Raw genomic sequence first — 17860 nt, 5'->3', positions numbered from 1 at the left:
TTATAGTGTGGTTTATACATGCCGGGAGGCATATGCCCTGTTTCCAGGGCTGGTTAAGTGCAAAGGGAGAATAAGAGCTAATGACACTGTTTACGCTGTTGCTGGTGCTAGCATGGGAGCGCTTGTTTAAACTCGGCGAACATTGGCAGTTAGACCACCGCCTTGAAGTCGTATTCACGCGTTTACACCGTTTTTCGTTGGCACAAACTATTTTGCTGACTGCCGTGTGGATGGCCTTGGTATGGCTGATTTTGCAGTTAGTGCAGAATATCTTGTTTGGTTTCCCCCTGTTGTTGATTTGGATTCTGATTTGCCTGCTATGCATTGGTGCCGGGGGGATTCGTAAACACTATCGAGCCTACCTTAAAGCTGCCCGCCAAAATGATGCCCATGCCACCGATAAAATGGCAGAAGAGTTAGCATTAATCCATGGTTTACCCATGGATAGCGGAGAGAAAGCTCGCTTACAATCCCTACAAAATGCCTTGTTGTGGATAAACTTCCGTTACTATTTAGCGCCTATCTTCTGGTTTGTTGTATGTGTTAACTATGGCCCCGTGGCGCTAGCAGGCTATGCGATGTTACGCGGATATCAAACCTGGTTAGCCCGACACCATACACCTTTACAGCGTTCTCAATCTGGTATTGATCGTCTGTTACATTGGCTGGACTGGATACCTGTGCGGTTGGTGGGTGTGGCATATGCCTTGTTGGGGCACGGCGAAAGAGCATTACCAGCTTGGTTTGCCTCATTAGGCGATTTCAGAACTCAGCAGTATCAGGTTCTGACCCAATTAGCGCAGTACTCTTTGGCTCGTGAGCCTCATTTAGACCCAGTACAGACGCCAAGGTCTGCGGTCTCGTTAGCACGAAAAGTGACACTAACGGTGATTGTAGTAGTGGCTTTACTGACCATTTATGGTGCACTAGTTTAGTTTTCTGATTTATGGCACTGGCCGGAGAGTTTGTGCTCGGCCAGTACGGTCTTAACGAAATATGATTAATTAGCCCGCATACCTCATCCCCATCTCATATCTGATCTTTTCCTTCACTATTAGTTCTGTATTCATGGATATTCTCTCCGTTTTGGATCAAAAACAGTCATTGAAGATGGATTATTGCTGTTCAATCGGGGAGATATCAGAAGTTAATGGTTATAGAGATGCACAAATGTACCATCGCCATCAAAGTCTGAACCAGACGGCAAAAAAGGAAACGTGACAAATTCAATACATAAGTAATATCAAACTGTTCATTATCTGGTTTGTACTGTTGGGGCGCACAGCACTATAGGATCAATGGGTTATGGAAGATGGCGAGTCAGTCGAACACGGTTTTGTTAAACAATAAAATAAACGGGTCAGCGCTGTGGCTGACCCATTAGCTATGATGTCGTCAGATTCCCGAGAGAAATCTGCTATCAGGATTTGGCGCGTTGGTTACGATTTTTCAGGATGTAGCCAATAGCCAGTAGCAATACCCAAGCTGGAATCAATAGCACAGAAATCTGGATACCCGGTGTCAGATACATAATGACCAAAATGCCGGTGAGGAACAGCAAGCACAGGTAGTTGCTGAACGGATACCAGAAGGCTTTGAACTGTGGGATCACACCTTGGCGGTTTTTAGCGGCACGGAATTTAAGGTGCGCAAGGCTAATCATCGCCCAGTTGATCACCAGCGCCGATACTACCAGTGCCATCAGTAATTCGAAGGCTCGGCCTGGGATCAGATAGTTAATCAGTACGCAGAAAGCGGTGGCAAATGCAGAGACGGCGATAGCAATAACAGGTACCCCGCGACCATCGACTTTTAGCAGCATTTTCGGGCCGTTGCCTTGTTTGGCTAAACCAAACAACATGCGGCTGTTACAGTAAACACAACTGTTATAGACCGACAATGCTGCTGTCAGTACCACGATATTCAATACAGTTGCGACCACATTGCTGTTCAGTGCATGGAAGATCAGTACAAATGGACTACCGCCTTCGACCACTTTTCCCCACGGGTAGAGTGATAATAAGATTGCCAGAGAACCAATATAGAACAGCAAGATACGGTAGATAACCTGATTGGTTGCTTTGGGGATGCTTTGGGCTGGGTTTTCGGCTTCTGCGGCGGTAATCCCGACTAACTCAAGGCCACCGAAGGAGAACATGATCACCGCCATTGCCATAACCAAGCCCATGACACCGTTAGGGAAGAAGCCGCCTTGTGCCCACAAGTTAGTCACTGTGGCTTCCGGGCCGCCTTGCCCGCTAAGTAGTAACCATCCACCGAACAGAATCATTGCAATGATAGCGACCACTTTAATGATGGCGAACCAAAACTCCATTTCACCATACACTTTGACATTTGCCAGGTTGATGGCATTGATAGCTAAGAAGAATACTGCCGCTGACACCCATGTTGGGATCTCCGGCCACCAATATTGTACATAGATACCTACGGCGGTCAGTTCGGCCATCGCCACTAACACATATAGTACCCAGTAGTTCCAACCAGAAGCGAAACCGGCAAAGTTCCCCCAATATTTGTAAGCAAAGTGGCTAAAAGAACCCGCGACTGGTTCTTCGACTACCATTTCTCCTAACTGGCGCATAATCAGAAACGCGATAAAGCCGCCGATTGCATACCCCAGTAGCACTGAAGGCCCCGCCATTTGAATGGTTTGCGCGATACCAAGGAATAATCCGGTACCAATTGCGCCACCTAAGGCAATAAGCTGTATGTGGCGGTTTTTAAGCCCCCGCTTTAGCTCTGCACCTTCCTGTTGAACACTCATTGTTGCATCCTCTGTCGTTGTCACTTTTAGCGGGCAAACCCGTCATCTTTCAAACTGCAAATATATTGGCTGTACTCGTTACTCAGCCCATCCTTGGAATAATCTCTTACCGCCTTCCCGCAACTTGAAATCTATTGGGTATAAATAGGTGCCGCTTGCTATGCGTAAGGTTTTGATTACATTATTTGTATTATTTTGTTTACGGTGTCTTTTCTGGGAATTTTCTCTTTAGGCTACCGTTTAAAAGAGAATAGTGGTAGGCGAGAATTATTGCATCTGCTTTTTATTTTAATCGGTGAAGTTTTAGCCAAAACAGCAAGAAAAATGTTGATGCGTGATCAAGCTGTTGTTTTGAGGAAAAGCAGGAATGTGCTTTTTTGGGTTGAAAAGCCACCAGTAAGCCATTTTTATAATGGTCATACCAGTTTTAAGGCGAGAGACAGAGGGATACAGACTTCTCTTGTTTTTGTTTGAATATAAATTCAAATTTACAGGATTTATATTCACAAATAAAATCACTTTAACGCTTCAGCTTGCCTAATTACCCGTTTCATAAAAGTTAAAACTCGAGGCTGCCAGGTAATGGTATTACCACTGCTACGTTATCACTTTGCATTGCTTTATCAGTGAAGTTGTTAAAATGTGCTGGGTTTCATGATTTTGGTCAAGGTCCGTATGGACAGCTAGTGAATACTTTGTTACTTTATCGTCACGTTTTTGAAATTGGTATTACCAATTGACTCCGCGCTACTCGCAGAGACGATTCACTCAATACGGCTTACAGCGCGACTTACAACAAATTATGGCCTACAACAAAATACGTCAGCCCAAATTATCAGATGTCATCGAGCAGCAGCTCGAATACCTGATCTTGGAAGGGACGCTGCGTCCGGGGGAGAAATTACTGCCTGAACGCGAGTTGGCGAAGCAATTTGATGTTTCCCGACCTTCTTTGCGAGAAGCAATTCAGCGCTTAGAAGCTAAGGGACTGCTGTTGCGTCGTCAGGGGGGCGGGACTTTCGTGCAAACCAATCTGTGGCAAAGCTTTAGCGATCCGCTGGCAGAGCTACTGGCTGACCATCCAGAATCACAATTCGATCTGTTAGAAACCCGTCATGCTCTCGAAGGTGTTGCTGCCTATTATGCAGCATTGCGCGGCACTGATGAAGATCTGCAACGTATCCGTGAATGCCATACTGTTATTCAGCAAGCGCAGGATAACGGCGATTTAGATGCTGAGGCAGATGCCGTTATGCAGTATCAAGTGGCTGTCACAGAGGCTGCGCATAATGTGGTTTTGCTGCATTTACTGCGTTGCATGGGGCCGATGCTGGAACAAAACGTAAGACAGAACTTTGAATTGCTTTACTCGCGCCGCGAAATGCTGGCAACAGTAAGCAGTCACCGCGCCGGGATTTTTGAGGCGATTGTGGCACGCGAGCCAGAGAAAGCCCGCGAAGCTTCACACCGTCACTTGGCGTTTATCGAGGAAATTCTGTTGGATCTTAGTCGGGAGCACAGTCGCCGTGAGCGATCTTTGCGTCGGCTCCAACAGCGCAAGGACTAGAAACGAATCATTCAGGTTGCGCCTCTGCAAGACCTCAATAACTCGTTTTATACCCCTCGTACTTGAAGCTACAGGGTTGTCAGCTGCGTGAACTCACCCGAATCACTGACTTGGGTCAGCTCATCGAGATTCGTTCTCTGGCAGCGCTGCCGTAACTCCAATTTCGTTGGGTAGTTATTCTCATTTGAGAATTATTAGCGGCAACTATACCCAAAATAATTCGAGTTGTAGGTAGGCGGCAAGGGAATGACAAATCGGTCGTAGGCCGATTTGAACAGCATTTATGCTAGCCCGTAGGGTGAGTCTCAAAGAGACTCATTAATCCTCAGGAGCTTACTTGGGTAAGTGACTGGAGTGAGAGAGTACAGCCAACGCCTCTACAGCTTGAAGTATGACGGGGACAAACTGATGGGCCTATCTTCCGGTGTTTTCACCAGGGCACGTGCTTTAGCCTGGGGTTAAAGCACAGGAAGATAGGCTCCAAATAAACCATTAGAAACAGATAAGGAATACCACCATGTCAGAACGTTTAAATAATGACGTGGATCCGATCGAAACCCGCGACTGGCTACAGGCGATCGAATCGGTCATCCGTGAAGAGGGTGTTGAGCGTGCTCAGTATCTGATTGATCAGGTTTTGGGCGAAGCCCGTAAAGGTGGCGTGAGCGTTGCGGCAGGTTCTGCCAACCGTGATTACATCAACACCATCGCGGTAGAAGACGAACCCGCTTACCCTGGCAACCTGGAGCTTGAGCGTCGTATTCGTAGCGCTATCCGTTGGAATGCTGTGATGACCGTGTTGCGTGCGTCGAAGAAAGATCTGGATTTGGGCGGCCACATGGCATCCTTCCAGTCTTCCGCTACCTTCTACGAGGTTTGCTTCAACCACTTCTTCCGTGCTCGTAACCAAAAAGACGGCGGCGATCTGGTTTACTTCCAGGGCCACATTTCTCCAGGTGTTTACGCGCGTGCTTTCCTTGAAGGCCGCCTGACTCAAGAGCAAATGGATAACTTCCGTCAGGAAGTCGATGGTAAGGGTCTGTCTTCTTACCCGCATCCGAAACTGATGCCTGAATTCTGGCAGTTCCCAACTGTATCGATGGGCCTTGGCCCAATCAGTGCAATCTATCAGGCCAAGTTCCTGAAATACCTCCATCACCGTGGTCTGAAAGACACTGCAGCACAGACCGTGTACGCCTTCTTGGGCGACGGCGAGATGGATGAGCCGGAATCCAAAGGTGCGATCACCATCGCGACCCGTGAAAAACTGGATAACCTGGTCTTCGTTATCAACTGTAACTTGCAGCGCCTGGATGGCCCGGTTACCGGTAACGGCAAGATTATCAATGAGCTGGATGGTATCTTCAATGGTGCTGGCTGGCAGGTTCTGAAAGTGATTTGGGGTAGTCGTTGGGATGAGCTGCTGCGTAAAGATACCAGCGGTAAACTGATCCAATTGATGAACGAAACCCTGGATGGCGACTACCAGACCTTTAAATCCAAAGACGGCGCTTATGTCCGCGAACACTTCTTTGGCCGTTTCCCTGAAACTGCTGCATTAGTGAAAGACATGAGCGACGATGAGATCTGGTCTCTGAACCGTGGCGGTCATGATCCGAAGAAAGTCTTTGCCGCACTGAAGAAAGCACAAGAAACCACCGGTAAACCAACTGTTATCCTGGCCCACACCATTAAAGGTTACGGCATGGGCGAAACAGCAGAAGGTAAAAATATTGCTCACCAGGTGAAGAAAATGAACATGGAAGGGGTTCACCACTTCCGCGATCGTTTCAATGTACCAGTTGCCGATGCTGATATCGAAAAACTGCCTTACATTACCTTCGAGAAAGATTCCGAAGAGTACAAATATCTGCATGAACGTCGTCAGGCGCTGGAAGGCTATGTGCCAACCCGCATGCCTAAGTTCACCGAGAAGCTGGAAATCCCTGCGTTGTCAGATTTCAGCTCCTTGCTGGAAGAGCAGAACAAAGAGATCTCTACCACTATCGCCTTCGTGCGTGTGCTGAACGTGATGCTGAAGAACAAATCTATCAAAGACAGAATTGTTCCAATCATTGCTGACGAAGCGCGTACTTTTGGTATGGAAGGTCTGTTCCGTCAGATTGGTATTTACAGCCCGAATGGTCAGCAGTACACCCCGCAAGACCGTGAGCAGGTTGCTTACTACAAAGAAGACGAAAAAGGCCAGATCCTGCAAGAAGGGATCAACGAACTGGGTGCTGCCTCTTCATGGCTGGCTGCTGCGACCTCATACAGCACCAATGATCTGCCAATGATCCCGTTCTACATCTACTACTCCATGTTTGGTTTCCAACGTATCGGTGACCTGTGCTGGGCTGCGGGTGACCAACAGGCGCGTGGCTTCCTGATCGGTGGTACTTCAGGTCGTACTACTCTGAATGGCGAAGGTCTGCAACATGAAGATGGTCATAGCCACATTCAGTCACTGACTATCCCGAACTGTATCTCTTACGATCCGGCCTATGCTTATGAAGTTGCTGTCATCATGCATGACGGTCTGGAGCGTATGTACGGTGAAGCGCAGGAAAACGTCTATTACTACCTGACCACGCTGAACGAAAACTACCACATGCCAGCAATGCCACAGGGCGCAGAAGAAGGTATCCGTAAAGGTATCTACAAACTGGAAACTGTTGCAGGTAGCAAAGGCAAAGTGCAGTTGATGAGTTCAGGTGCAATCCTGCGTCACGTTCGCGAAGCGGCTCAGATTCTGGCTAACGACTACGGTGTTGGTTCTGACGTGTACAGCGTAACTTCATTCACTGAACTGGCTCGTGACGGTCAGGATTGTGAGCGTTGGAACATGCTGCACCCAACAGAAACGCCACGCGTTCCTTATGTGGCTCAAGTCATGAACGACGCACCAGCAGTTGCTTCAACTGACTACATGAAGCTGTTCGCTGAACAAATTCGTAACTTCATTCCTGCCAGCGAGTTCCGCGTTCTGGGTACAGATGGTTTCGGCCGCTCTGACAGCCGTGAGAACCTGCGTCACCACTTCGAAGTTGATGCTTCTTACGTTGTGGTTGCAGCTCTGGGTGAATTGGCTAAACGCGGTGACATCGACGCCAGCGTAGTTGCACAAGCAATTACCAAGTTTGGTATCGACGCCGATAAAGTTAACCCGCGTCTGGCATAAGAGGTAAAGAACAAATGGCTATTGAAATTAACGTACCAGACATCGGTGCAGATGAAGTGGAAGTCACCGAAATTATGGTGAAAGTAGGCGATACCGTTGAAGCGGAACAGTCGCTTATCACCGTTGAAGGTGATAAAGCTTCCATGGAAGTCCCATCACCGCAGGCGGGCGTAGTTAAAGAAATCAAAATTGCAGTTGGCGATACTGTCGCGACCGGCAAACTGATGATGATCTTCGAAGCAACAGGTGCCGCTGCGGCGCCTGCAACAGCCGAAGAAAAGCCAGCAGCCCCGGCTCAGGCAGCGGCTTCTGTGGCCAGCGCGGCGAAAGACGTTGCGGTGCCGGATATCGGTTCTGACGAAGTTGAAGTCACCGAGATTATGGTCAAAGTGGGCGACACTGTTGCGGCTGAACAATCGCTGATCACTGTAGAGGGCGATAAAGCCTCTATGGAAGTGCCAGCGCCATTCGCCGGTACCGTTAAAGAGATCAAAATCAGCACTGGCGATAAAGTCAGCACCGGTTCTCTTATCATGGTATTTGAAGTAGCAGGTGCTGCGGCACCCGCTGCGGCAACTGAGTCAGCACCGGCAGCAGCACCGGCGGCGGCAACAGCCTCTGCGGTTAAAAATGTCGACGTGCCAGACATCGGCGATGATGAAGTTGAAGTGACTGAAGTGATGGTTAAAGTCGGGGATAAAGTTGCCGCTGAACAATCACTGATCACCGTTGAAGGCGATAAGGCTTCAATGGAAGTGCCAGCACCATTTGCCGGTACCGTTAAAGAAATCAAAATCAACACTGGCGACAAAGTTAAAACCGGCTCGCTGATTATGGTGTTCGAAGTGGAAGGCGCAGCCCCTGCTGCCGCGCCTGCCCAGCAAGCGGCTCCTGCTGCTGCACCGGCTAAAGCGGCCAGCGCTCCTGGCGCGAAAGCTGAGAGCAAAGGCGAGTTCGCTGAGAATGACGCTTACGTGCATGCCACGCCGGTTATCCGCCGTTTAGCGCGTGAATTTGGCGTAAACCTGGCGAAAGTGAAAGGTACCGGCCGTAAAGGTCGTATCCTGCGCGAAGACGTTCAGGCCTACGTGAAAGATGCGGTCAAACGTGCTGAAACAGCACCAACTGCTGCCACTGGCGGCGGTCTGCCGGGCATGCTGCCTTGGCCGAAAGTTGATTTCAGCAAGTTCGGTGAGATTGAAGAAGTTGAATTAGGCCGTATCCAGAAAATCTCTGGTGCGAACCTGAGCCGTAACTGGGTCATGATCCCACATGTAACTCACTTCGACAAAACCGATATCACCGATCTGGAAGCGTTCCGTAAGCTGCAGAACGACGAAGCTGCCAAGCGTAAGCTGGACGTGAAGTTCACCCCAGTGGTGTTCATCATGAAAGCTGTTGCTGCTGCTCTCGAGCAGATGCCACGTTTCAACAGCTCACTGTCCGAAGACGGTCAGAAGCTGACACTGAAAAAGTACATCAACATCGGTGTCGCGGTAGATACGCCAAATGGTCTGGTCGTTCCGGTATTCAAGGATGTGAACAAGAAAAGCATCACTGAACTGTCCCGTGAACTGATGGCTATCTCCAAGAAAGCTCGTGATGGTAAGCTGACCGCTGGCGAAATGCAGGGCGGTTGCTTCACCATCTCCAGCCTGGGCGGTATCGGGACAACTCACTTCGCGCCGATTGTTAACGCGCCGGAAGTGGCTATTCTGGGTGTATCCAAGTCTGCGATAGAGCCAGTCTGGAACGGTAAAGAGTTCCAGCCGCGTCTGATGATGCCGATGTCGCTCTCCTTCGACCACCGTGTGATTGACGGTGCTGATGGTGCGCGCTTTATCACCATCATCAACAACATGCTGGCCGACATTCGTCGTCTGGTGATGTAATCGTCAAGGCCGGCTTAGCGCCGGCCTTGTTATACCTTTCGTTCTTGAAGTCGCAGGGGTGTTAACGCGCCTACAGTTTGAAAGATGAAGGGTATTTCGCCGGACAAACAATTAAGAGGTCATGATGAGTACTGAAATTAAAACTCAGGTCGTGGTACTTGGGGCAGGTCCAGCAGGGTACTCTGCTGCTTTTCGTTGCGCGGATTTAGGTTTGGAAACCATTCTGGTTGAGCGTTACTCTACTTTGGGTGGTGTTTGCCTGAATGTGGGTTGTATCCCTTCCAAGGCATTGTTGCACGTTGCCAAAGTTATCGAAGAAGCTAAGGCGCTGGCTGAACACGGTATCGTTTTTGGTGAGCCTAAAACTGACATTGATAAAGTCCGTGTCTGGAAAGAGAAAGTTATCAATCAGTTGACCGGTGGTTTGGCAGGTATGGCTAAAGGCCGTAAAGTCAAAGTGGTTAATGGTTTTGGTAAATTTACTGGCGCGAATACCTTAGTGGTTGAAGGCGAAAATGGCCCAACTACCATTACCTTCGATAACGCGATTATCGCGGCCGGTTCTCGCCCAATCCAACTGCCATTTATTCCTCATGAAGACCCACGTGTTTGGGACTCAACTGATGCACTGGCACTGAAAACCGTACCTGAACGTCTGCTGGTTATGGGCGGTGGCATCATCGGTCTGGAAATGGGTACGGTTTACCATGCGCTGGGCTCGAAAATTGATGTGGTAGAAATGGCTGACCAGGTTATTCCGGCTGCTGATAAAGACGTGGTGAAAGTTTTCACCAAGCGCATCAGCAAGCAGTTCAACCTGATGCTGGAAACCAAAGTGACGGCGGTAGAAGCCAAAGAAGACGGTATCTATGTCACGATGGAAGGCAAAAAAGCGCCAGCAGAACCACAGCGCTATGATGCCGTTCTGGTGGCTATTGGCCGTGTACCTAACGGCAAATTGCTGGATGCCGGTCAGGCTGGTGTAGAAGTTGATGAGCGTGGCTTTATCCACGTTGATAAACAACTGCGTACCAACGTGCCGCATATCTTTGCTATCGGTGACATCGTGGGTCAGCCAATGCTGGCACATAAAGGTGTGCACGAAGGTCATGTTGCTGCTGAAGTTATCTCCGGCCTGAAACATTACTTCGATCCGAAAGTCATTCCATCTATTGCGTACACTGAACCTGAAGTCGCATGGGTGGGTCTGACTGAGAAAGAAGCGAAAGAAAAAGGCATCAGTTTTGAGACCTCCACCTTCCCGTGGGCGGCATCGGGCCGTGCTATCGCTTCAGATTGCGCAGACGGTATGACTAAACTTATCTTCGACAAAGAAACTCACCGTATCATCGGTGGTGCCATTGTTGGGACTAACGGTGGTGAACTGTTAGGTGAAATCGGTCTGGCGATCGAGATGGGTTGTGATGCGGAAGATATCGCGTTGACCATCCATGCTCACCCTACCTTGCATGAATCTGTCGGTCTGGCTGCGGAAATCTACGAAGGTAGCATTACCGACTTGCCTAATCCGAAAGCGAAAAAGAAATAATTTTCGCTAATACAGCAAGATAATGAAGCGGCTCCTTAACAGGGGCCGTTTTTTTGTTTAAAGGTTTTTATCACTCAGGTATTTTTTATCGATCAAAAATCGATCCCGCCCGTAGTTGACTGGGCGAGATATGAAAGGTCCGCCGCAGTGCGGTGGCAAAGTTGGCTGGGCTGGTATAACCAGCAATGGCGGCGGCTTGATCGATACTGACTCCTTCTTTCTGTAATGCCAGCATGGCCCGCTTTAAACGACAATGGCGCAGATATTCAAATACCGTAATGTGGTAACTTTCACGAAAACGTCGCTGCAAGGTACTCTGGCTCATATTCACCAGACCGGCTAATTCACTCATCGATAGGTGGTCAGCCTCACCACTTTCCAGCCAGTCACGTACCTGCTGGACTCGGTTCAATCCACGTAATGAGATTTTATTTTGCTGTTGAGCTTGCTGCTCCAGTGAACTGAACGCTTCAATGATCAGCCCAATACATTGTGTTTCCCATTGCAACCGCTCCAGCGGCGTTGAAAAGGGTGGGGCGCTCGCTATTTTCTGAGCAATGGCTTGCGAGTGAACTGATGGGCGCCATAAATGAATCGCCAGATGCTGTTGGGTAAAGTTATACAACGTATCCCATGCACCGGCTTGTGGCAGCAAATCGCCATACAGCCATTCACGGTCAAAAGTCAGTGTTAATGTGCGCTCGTGACTGTTGTTTTTACCGTGGCGAGTAAACAGGGTGCTTTCAGTTAATGAGACCAGCGAGGCATCGCCTTTTTCCTGCAAATGCAACTGTTGACCGCCGAATGAGATATGCGCGCTGCCACTAACCACAATAGCCAGTTTCAGTGCTGGATTAAGCCGGTTTTGTGTCTTGATATCACAGAGGTTGGTGACATTCGCGGTATGTAAAATCAGATGTGGGTTCAGACGCAATACTTGAAAGTCGCCAAACAATACCGGGTCAGTGGACAATGATTTCACGCTGCTCAGTTGATAATCACTGGCAACCAGATTCGATTGTTGCACAATTTGTTCACGATAAATCGGTTTGGATGAGGGAGAGACATTGCGTAATTTGTTTTGCTTCACCGTCGACATGACGAACTCTCTACTGACATTATGACAACATTGACGTTCTGACAAACAGATTTGCTGTTTGCACAAACCTTTTCCCTATATGCAAATGTAACAATTAACGCGATGAATTGATAATGGAAATAATTATCAATCTTGTTCGCCTTTATCGCCCAACGAATAGATTGCCAGAGATTTTACTCTGCGGATATTTGCTGTGGGCTTTTTTGCATCAGGGGAAAGTGTAATGAAAGTAAAATGGCAACGGCGTTCTCTGACGACATTGATCGGTATTTGCATATCGACTCCGCTCTGGGCACAAACTCAAGCGACAAATCAAGCTGAGTCCACAGCAGCGACACAGACGACAGCGCAAACAACCGCCACCACATCGCAGCAAGAGCCTGCTGTGGCCGGTGGGTCGGCAACCACCGGAGATACGCTGGTGGTGACCGCTCAACAGCAAGTTCGTCAGGCGCTGGGGGCATCCACTATCACCGCAGAAGATATCCGCAAACGGCCACCCGCGAATGACCTGTCCGAAATTATCCGCACCATGCCGGGTGTTAATCTTTCCGGTAACTCTGCCAGTGGTCAGCGTGGCAATAATCGCCAAATTGATATTCGTGGCATGGGACCTGAAAATACGCTGATTATGATTGATGGCATACCGGTCTCCAGCCGTAATGCGGTGCGTTATGGCTGGCGTGGTGAACGTGATACCCGTGGTGATACCAACTGGGTTCCCGCGAATATGGTTGAGAAAATAGAAGTTTTACGCGGGCCGTCAGCGGCACGCTATGGCAACGGTGCAGCCGGTGGTGTAGTGAATATCATCACCAAACAGCCGGACAAAGAACTACATGGTAGCTGGAACGCCTACATGAACCTGCCGCAGCACAGTGAGGAAGGCGCGACTCGTCGTACCGATTTCAGTCTGTTGGGGCCGCTAAGTGATACCGTCAGTTTCCGCTTGTATGGCGGATACAATAAAACCGATGCTGATGATTGGGATATTAACCAAGGCCATGAATCTGCCCGTACCGGTAACCAGGCCGGTACACTGCCTGCTGGCCGTGAAGGGGTACGAAATAAAGATATCAACGGGTTACTGCGTTGGGAATTTGCCCAAGGCCAATCTCTGGAGTTCGAGGCAGGTTATAGCCGCCAGGGAAATATTTATGCCGGTGATACACAAAACACAAACAGCAATGCCATAGTTCGCAGCTTATACGGTGCGGAAACTAACGTGATGTACCGCGATAATTTCTCGCTAACACACCGTGGCTTTTGGGATAACGGCGTCAGTACAACCTCCTATTTTCAGTATGAAGATACGCGCAACTCACGAATTAATGAGGGGCTGGCGGGCGGTACAGAAGGCATATTCTCAAATAAATATTTCAGTACTATCAAGCTGGACAACTATCTGGCCCACTCCGAGGTTAACCTGCCATTTGAATTGGGCGTTAATCAGGTGCTGACCGTGGGGGCGGAATGGAATGACCAGAAAATGAACGATCCAAGCTCTAATACCCAAACGACGAGTGAGGGTGGCAGTGTCAGCGGCTTGACGGGGACTGGGCGTAATACTCGTAGCTCGGCGCAGATAGCCTCGGTATTTGTTGAGGATAATATCGAGTTGACGGATACCACCATGCTCACCCCAGCACTGCGCTTTGATCATCACAGCACCGCGGGAAGCAACTGGAGTCCGGGCCTGAATCTGTCACAGGAACTGGGTGATTACTTCACCATGAAAATGGGTATTGCCCGTTCTTATAAAGCGCCAAATCTCTATCAAACCAACCCTAACTATCTGTTATATAGCCGTGGTCAAGGTTGCTATGGCGGTGGCGGCAGTTGCTACCTGATGGGTAATGATTCTCTGTCTGCTGAAACCAGCGTAAACAAAGAGATCGGGTTCGAGTTCCACGATGACGGCATTATTGCCGGTATCACTTACTTCCGTAATGATTATCGTAATAAGATCGAGCCGGGTTTGGTCTCCCTCGGGACTGCCAGTGGTGGTACCGGTGCTTATGCTAATTCCGATATCTTCAAGTGGAGTAACGTGCCGAAAGCGTTGGTGGAAGGGTTGGAAGGTAATCTGACCGTGCCCTTCACTGAGACAGTACAGTGGAGCAGCAATCTGACCTACATGCTGGAGTCGAAGAACAAAAGCACCGGCGATTACTTATCGATCACGCCGGAGTTTACTTTGAATAGTTCACTGAACTGGCAGGCAACTGATGATTTGTCACTGCTATCCACGGTGACCTGGTATGGGCGTCAGAAGCCGAAAAAATATGACTATCAAGGTCTGCCGGTTACGGGTACGGCACGCAATGAAGTCAGCCCATATGCCATCTTTGGTCTCAGTGCTAGCTATACAGTGACAAAAAATGTCAGTGTCACCACTGGGATTGAAAACCTGTTCGACAAACGCCAGTTCCGTGCCGGGAATGCTCAGAGCGTAGCCGGTATCGCGGGTGCAGGGGCAGCGACTTACAATGAGCCGGGCCGGACCTATTTTGTTAGCTTGAATACCCAATTCTAAATGCCCTTCATACTTGGGGCATAGAGTCTTTTATCAAAGCAGAAACAGTGGTTATCGGCTGTTTCTGCTTCATTTATCGCCACAATATCTTCCCTTCGTTATTTATCACCCTAAAAGTCATATCAATAGCACGAGATTCTCATAGAGAGATGGTATCCATTCATTTACTGTGGTTATCATACAGCGGTGTTTTTGCGGATATTGCCCTACGGTGAGAGGCTAACTGAGAGCCATTATCAATACTTCAGGTGATTACACTGCGCTCAACGATTCAGCAAAAATTTAATGTTGCTTTTATGTGAACGAATTAACACTGAGTTCAAATACTGGTATGCTGGCTGGGCAAACTGGGCATCTTACTTACACCTACTGCATCAGTGATGATGGCTGGTGGCTACTGATAGCCTGGAAATATACCCAATAGATTTCAAGGTGCAGGAAGGCGGCCAACGAGAGAGTCCCGATGAGCTTACATAAGTAAGTGATTCGGGTGAGCGAGAGCAGCCAACACATCTGCGGTTTGAAAGATGATGGGTATAAATGACAATAAAAGCGAGGAGAGAGTCGTGCTAGAAGAATACCGTAAGCACGTAGCCGAGCGTGCTGCTGAGGGTATCGTCCCCAAGCCATTAGATGCATCACAAATGGCCGCGCTGGTTGAATCATTAAAAAATCCGCCGGCGGGCGAAGAAGAATTTTTGTTAGATCTGCTGATCAACCGTGTTCCACCCGGTGTTGATGAAGCAGCCTACGTTAAAGCCGGTTTCCTGGCGGCGATTGCCAAGGGTGAAGCCAACTCCCCTCTGATTAACGCTGAAAAAGCGATTGAACTGCTTGGCACTATGCAGGGCGGTTATAACATTCATCCGCTGATTGATGCGTTAGATAACGAAAAGCTGGCACCGATTGCGGGCAAAGCGTTATCTCACACCTTGCTGATGTTTGATAACTTCTACGATGTGGAAGAAAAAGCCAAAGCGGGTAACCCACACGCCAAGAAGGTGATGCAATCCTGGGCTGATGCCGAATGGTATCTCTCCCGACCGCCTTTGGCCGAAAAAATCACGGTCACCGTATTCAAAGTAACCGGTGAAACCAATACCGATGATTTGTCCCCGGCGCAAGATGCCTGGTCGCGCCCTGATATTCCACTACATGCCTTGGCGATGCTGAAAAATGCCCGTGAAGGCATTCACCCAGATCAACCGGGTAGCGTTGGCCCGATCAAACAGATCGAAGAACTGAACAAAATCGGTTTCCCGCTGGCCTACGTCGGTGATGTAGTCGGTACCGGTTCTTCCCGTAAATCCGCCACTAACTCGGTGCTGTGGTTTATGGGCGACGACATCCCTTACGTGCCGAACAAGCGCGGCGGCGGTGTGGTGCTGGGCAGCAAAATTGCCCCGATCTTCTTTAACACGATGGAAGATGCCGGTGCTTTGCCAATCGAAGTGGATGTTGCCAATCTAAACATGGGCGACGTGATTGATATCTTCCCGTATCTCGGCGAAGTACGCCGCCATGATACTGGTGAGATACTCGCGACCTTCGAGCTGAAAACTGACGTGTTGCTGGACGAAGTCCGTGCTGGTGGGCGTATTCCACTGATTGTTGGCCGTGGCTTGACCACTAAAGCTCGTGAGTCGCTGGGTCTGCCAGTCAGCGAAGTATTCCGTGTGGCGAAGCCGGTTGCCAAAAGCAATAAAGGCTTCTCGCTGGCACAGAAAATGGTTGGCAGCGCATGTGGTGTTGAAGGTGTGCGCCCAGGCGAATACTGCGAACCTAAGATGACCTCGGTCGGTTCACAAGACACCACCGGCCCGATGACCCGTGATGAACTGAAAGACCTGGCCTGTCTGGGCTTCTCCGCTGATTTGGTGATGCAGTCATTCTGTCATACTGCCGCTTATCCTAAGCCCGTTGATGTGACCACTCACCATACTTTGCCTGATTTCATTATGAACCGTGGTGGCGTATCGCTGCGTCCTGGTGATGGCATCATCCACTCGTGGTTGAACCGCATGCTGTTGCCAGATACGGTTGGTACCGGTGGTGATTCCCATACTCGTTTCCCGATTGGGATCTCCTTCCCGGCAGGTTCTGGTTTGGTGGCCTTTGCGGCCGCAACAGGTGTAATGCCTTTGGACATGCCTGAATCGGTGCTGGTGCGTTTTAAAGGTAAAATGCAGCCGGGTATCACTCTGCGTGATCTGGTGCATGCAATTCCTTACTACGCGATTCAGGAAGGCCTGCTGACGGTTGAGAAGCAAGGCAAGAAGAACATCTTCTCTGGCCGAATTCTGGAAATTGAAGGCCTGCCAGAGCTGAAAGTCGAGCAAGCGTTCGAACTGGCTGATGCCTCTGCTGAGCGTTCTGCTGCCGGTTGTACCATTAAACTGGATAAAGCGCCGATTATCGAATACCTGCAATCCAATATCGTCTTGTTGAAGTGGATGATTGCGGAAGGCTACGGTGACCGTCGTACGTTGGAGCGCCGTGTTAATGGTATGGAAAGCTGGCTGGCGAATCCAAATCTATTGGAAGGCGACGCCGATGCGGAATATGCAGCGGTGATCGAAATCGATCTGGCTGATATCACGCAACCTATTCTGTGTGCGCCAAACGATCCAGATGATGCCCGCTTATTGTCTGATGTGGCGAATAGCAAGATCGATGAAGTGTTTATCGGTTCTTGCATGACCAACATCGGCCATTTCCGCGCGGCAGGTAAGTTGCTGGATCAACACAAAGGCCAATTGCCAACACGTTTGTGGGTTGCACCGCCGACCAAAATGGATGCCGCGCAGTTGACCGAAGAGGGCTACTACAGCGTCTTTGGTAAGAGTGGTGCCCGTATTGAGATTCCGGGCTGTTCACTGTGTATGGGTAACCAGGCTCGTGTGGCTGATGGTGCGACAGTGGTTTCTACGTCAACCCGTAACTTCCCGAATCGCTTGGGGAATGGGGCAAATGTCTATCTGGCGTCGGCTGAACTGGCGGCGATTGCATCACTGCTGGGGCGTCTGCCAACGCCTGAGGAATATCAAACTTATATGGCTCAGGTTGATAAGACCGCAGAGGATACTTATCGCTACCTGAACTTCGATCAGTTGAGCCAATATACGGACAAAGCTGACGGTGTTATCTTCCAAACCGCAGTCTAAACAGCTATACCCTTTGTCTTTGGAGTTACAGGGCTGTTAGCTTGCCGCCTATCTGTAACACCAATTACTTTGGGTATGATGTATAAT

9 protein-coding genes are annotated in these 17860 nt (G+C 49.3%); 7 read left to right on the top strand and 2 right to left on the bottom strand.

Features of this window, described 5'->3' with window-relative positions; translation table 11 throughout:
• The first annotated feature begins 80 nt into the window (after positions 1-80).
• Positions 81-935 carry a beta-lactamase regulator AmpE gene (gene ampE, locus V2A84_RS15280; RefSeq protein WP_083160492.1) on the top strand — a complete coding sequence of 285 codons (855 nt, stop codon included), beginning with the start codon at positions 81-83 and terminating at the stop codon, positions 933-935.
• Positions 936-1420: 485 nt separating this feature from the next.
• Here ampE and V2A84_RS15275 read toward each other — a convergent pair whose 3' ends face one another.
• Positions 1421-2785, bottom strand: coding sequence for an amino acid permease (locus tag V2A84_RS15275; RefSeq protein ID WP_083160490.1), 1365 nt, complete (start codon positions 2783-2785; stop codon positions 1421-1423).
• 802 nt (positions 2786-3587) lie between these two features.
• Here V2A84_RS15275 and pdhR point away from each other — a divergent pair.
• The 4 genes from pdhR (at position 3588) to lpdA (ending at position 10974) form a co-directional block, all read left to right on the top strand.
• Entirely contained in the window at positions 3588-4352 is a 765-nt protein-coding gene (pdhR, locus tag V2A84_RS15270) for a pyruvate dehydrogenase complex transcriptional repressor PdhR (protein WP_049613280.1), read from the top strand.
• Between the two features lie 517 nt (positions 4353-4869).
• Positions 4870-7533, top strand: a complete 2664-nt coding sequence (aceE, locus tag V2A84_RS15265) for a pyruvate dehydrogenase (acetyl-transferring), homodimeric type (RefSeq protein ID WP_083160488.1) — start codon at positions 4870-4872, stop codon at positions 7531-7533.
• Between the two features lie 14 nt (positions 7534-7547).
• Positions 7548-9425, top strand: coding sequence for a pyruvate dehydrogenase complex dihydrolipoyllysine-residue acetyltransferase (aceF, locus tag V2A84_RS15260; protein ID WP_372568682.1), 1878 nt, complete (start codon positions 7548-7550; stop codon positions 9423-9425).
• 124 nt (positions 9426-9549) lie between these two features.
• Positions 9550-10974 carry a dihydrolipoyl dehydrogenase gene (lpdA, locus tag V2A84_RS15255; RefSeq protein WP_050086092.1) on the top strand — a complete coding sequence of 475 codons (1425 nt, stop codon included), beginning with the start codon at positions 9550-9552 and terminating at the stop codon, positions 10972-10974.
• 85 nt (positions 10975-11059) lie between these two features.
• Here lpdA and V2A84_RS15250 read toward each other — a convergent pair whose 3' ends face one another.
• Positions 11060-12073: a helix-turn-helix domain-containing protein gene (locus V2A84_RS15250; RefSeq protein ID WP_083160484.1), complete on the bottom strand. Its 1014-nt coding sequence runs from the start codon at positions 12071-12073 to the stop codon at positions 11060-11062.
• A gap of 223 nt (positions 12074-12296) precedes the next feature.
• On the opposite strand from V2A84_RS15250, the gene V2A84_RS15245 reads away from it, so the two are divergent.
• Positions 12297-14609 carry a TonB-dependent siderophore receptor gene (locus V2A84_RS15245; protein WP_153046286.1) on the top strand — a complete coding sequence of 771 codons (2313 nt, stop codon included), beginning with the start codon at positions 12297-12299 and terminating at the stop codon, positions 14607-14609.
• A 566-nt stretch (positions 14610-15175) separates the two neighbouring features.
• A complete protein-coding gene (gene acnB, locus V2A84_RS15240) occupies positions 15176-17773 on the top strand; it encodes a bifunctional aconitate hydratase 2/2-methylisocitrate dehydratase (protein ID WP_442848942.1) in 2598 nt (865 codons plus the stop codon).
• The last annotated feature ends 87 nt before the right edge of the window (positions 17774-17860 follow it).

Origin of the sequence: Yersinia sp. 2553 StPb PI (assembly GCF_052217105.1) — a bacterium.
Classification (GTDB): Bacteria; Pseudomonadota; Gammaproteobacteria; order Enterobacterales; family Enterobacteriaceae; genus Yersinia; species Yersinia enterocolitica_E.
This window is presented reverse-complemented; position numbering and strand designations above follow the sequence as displayed.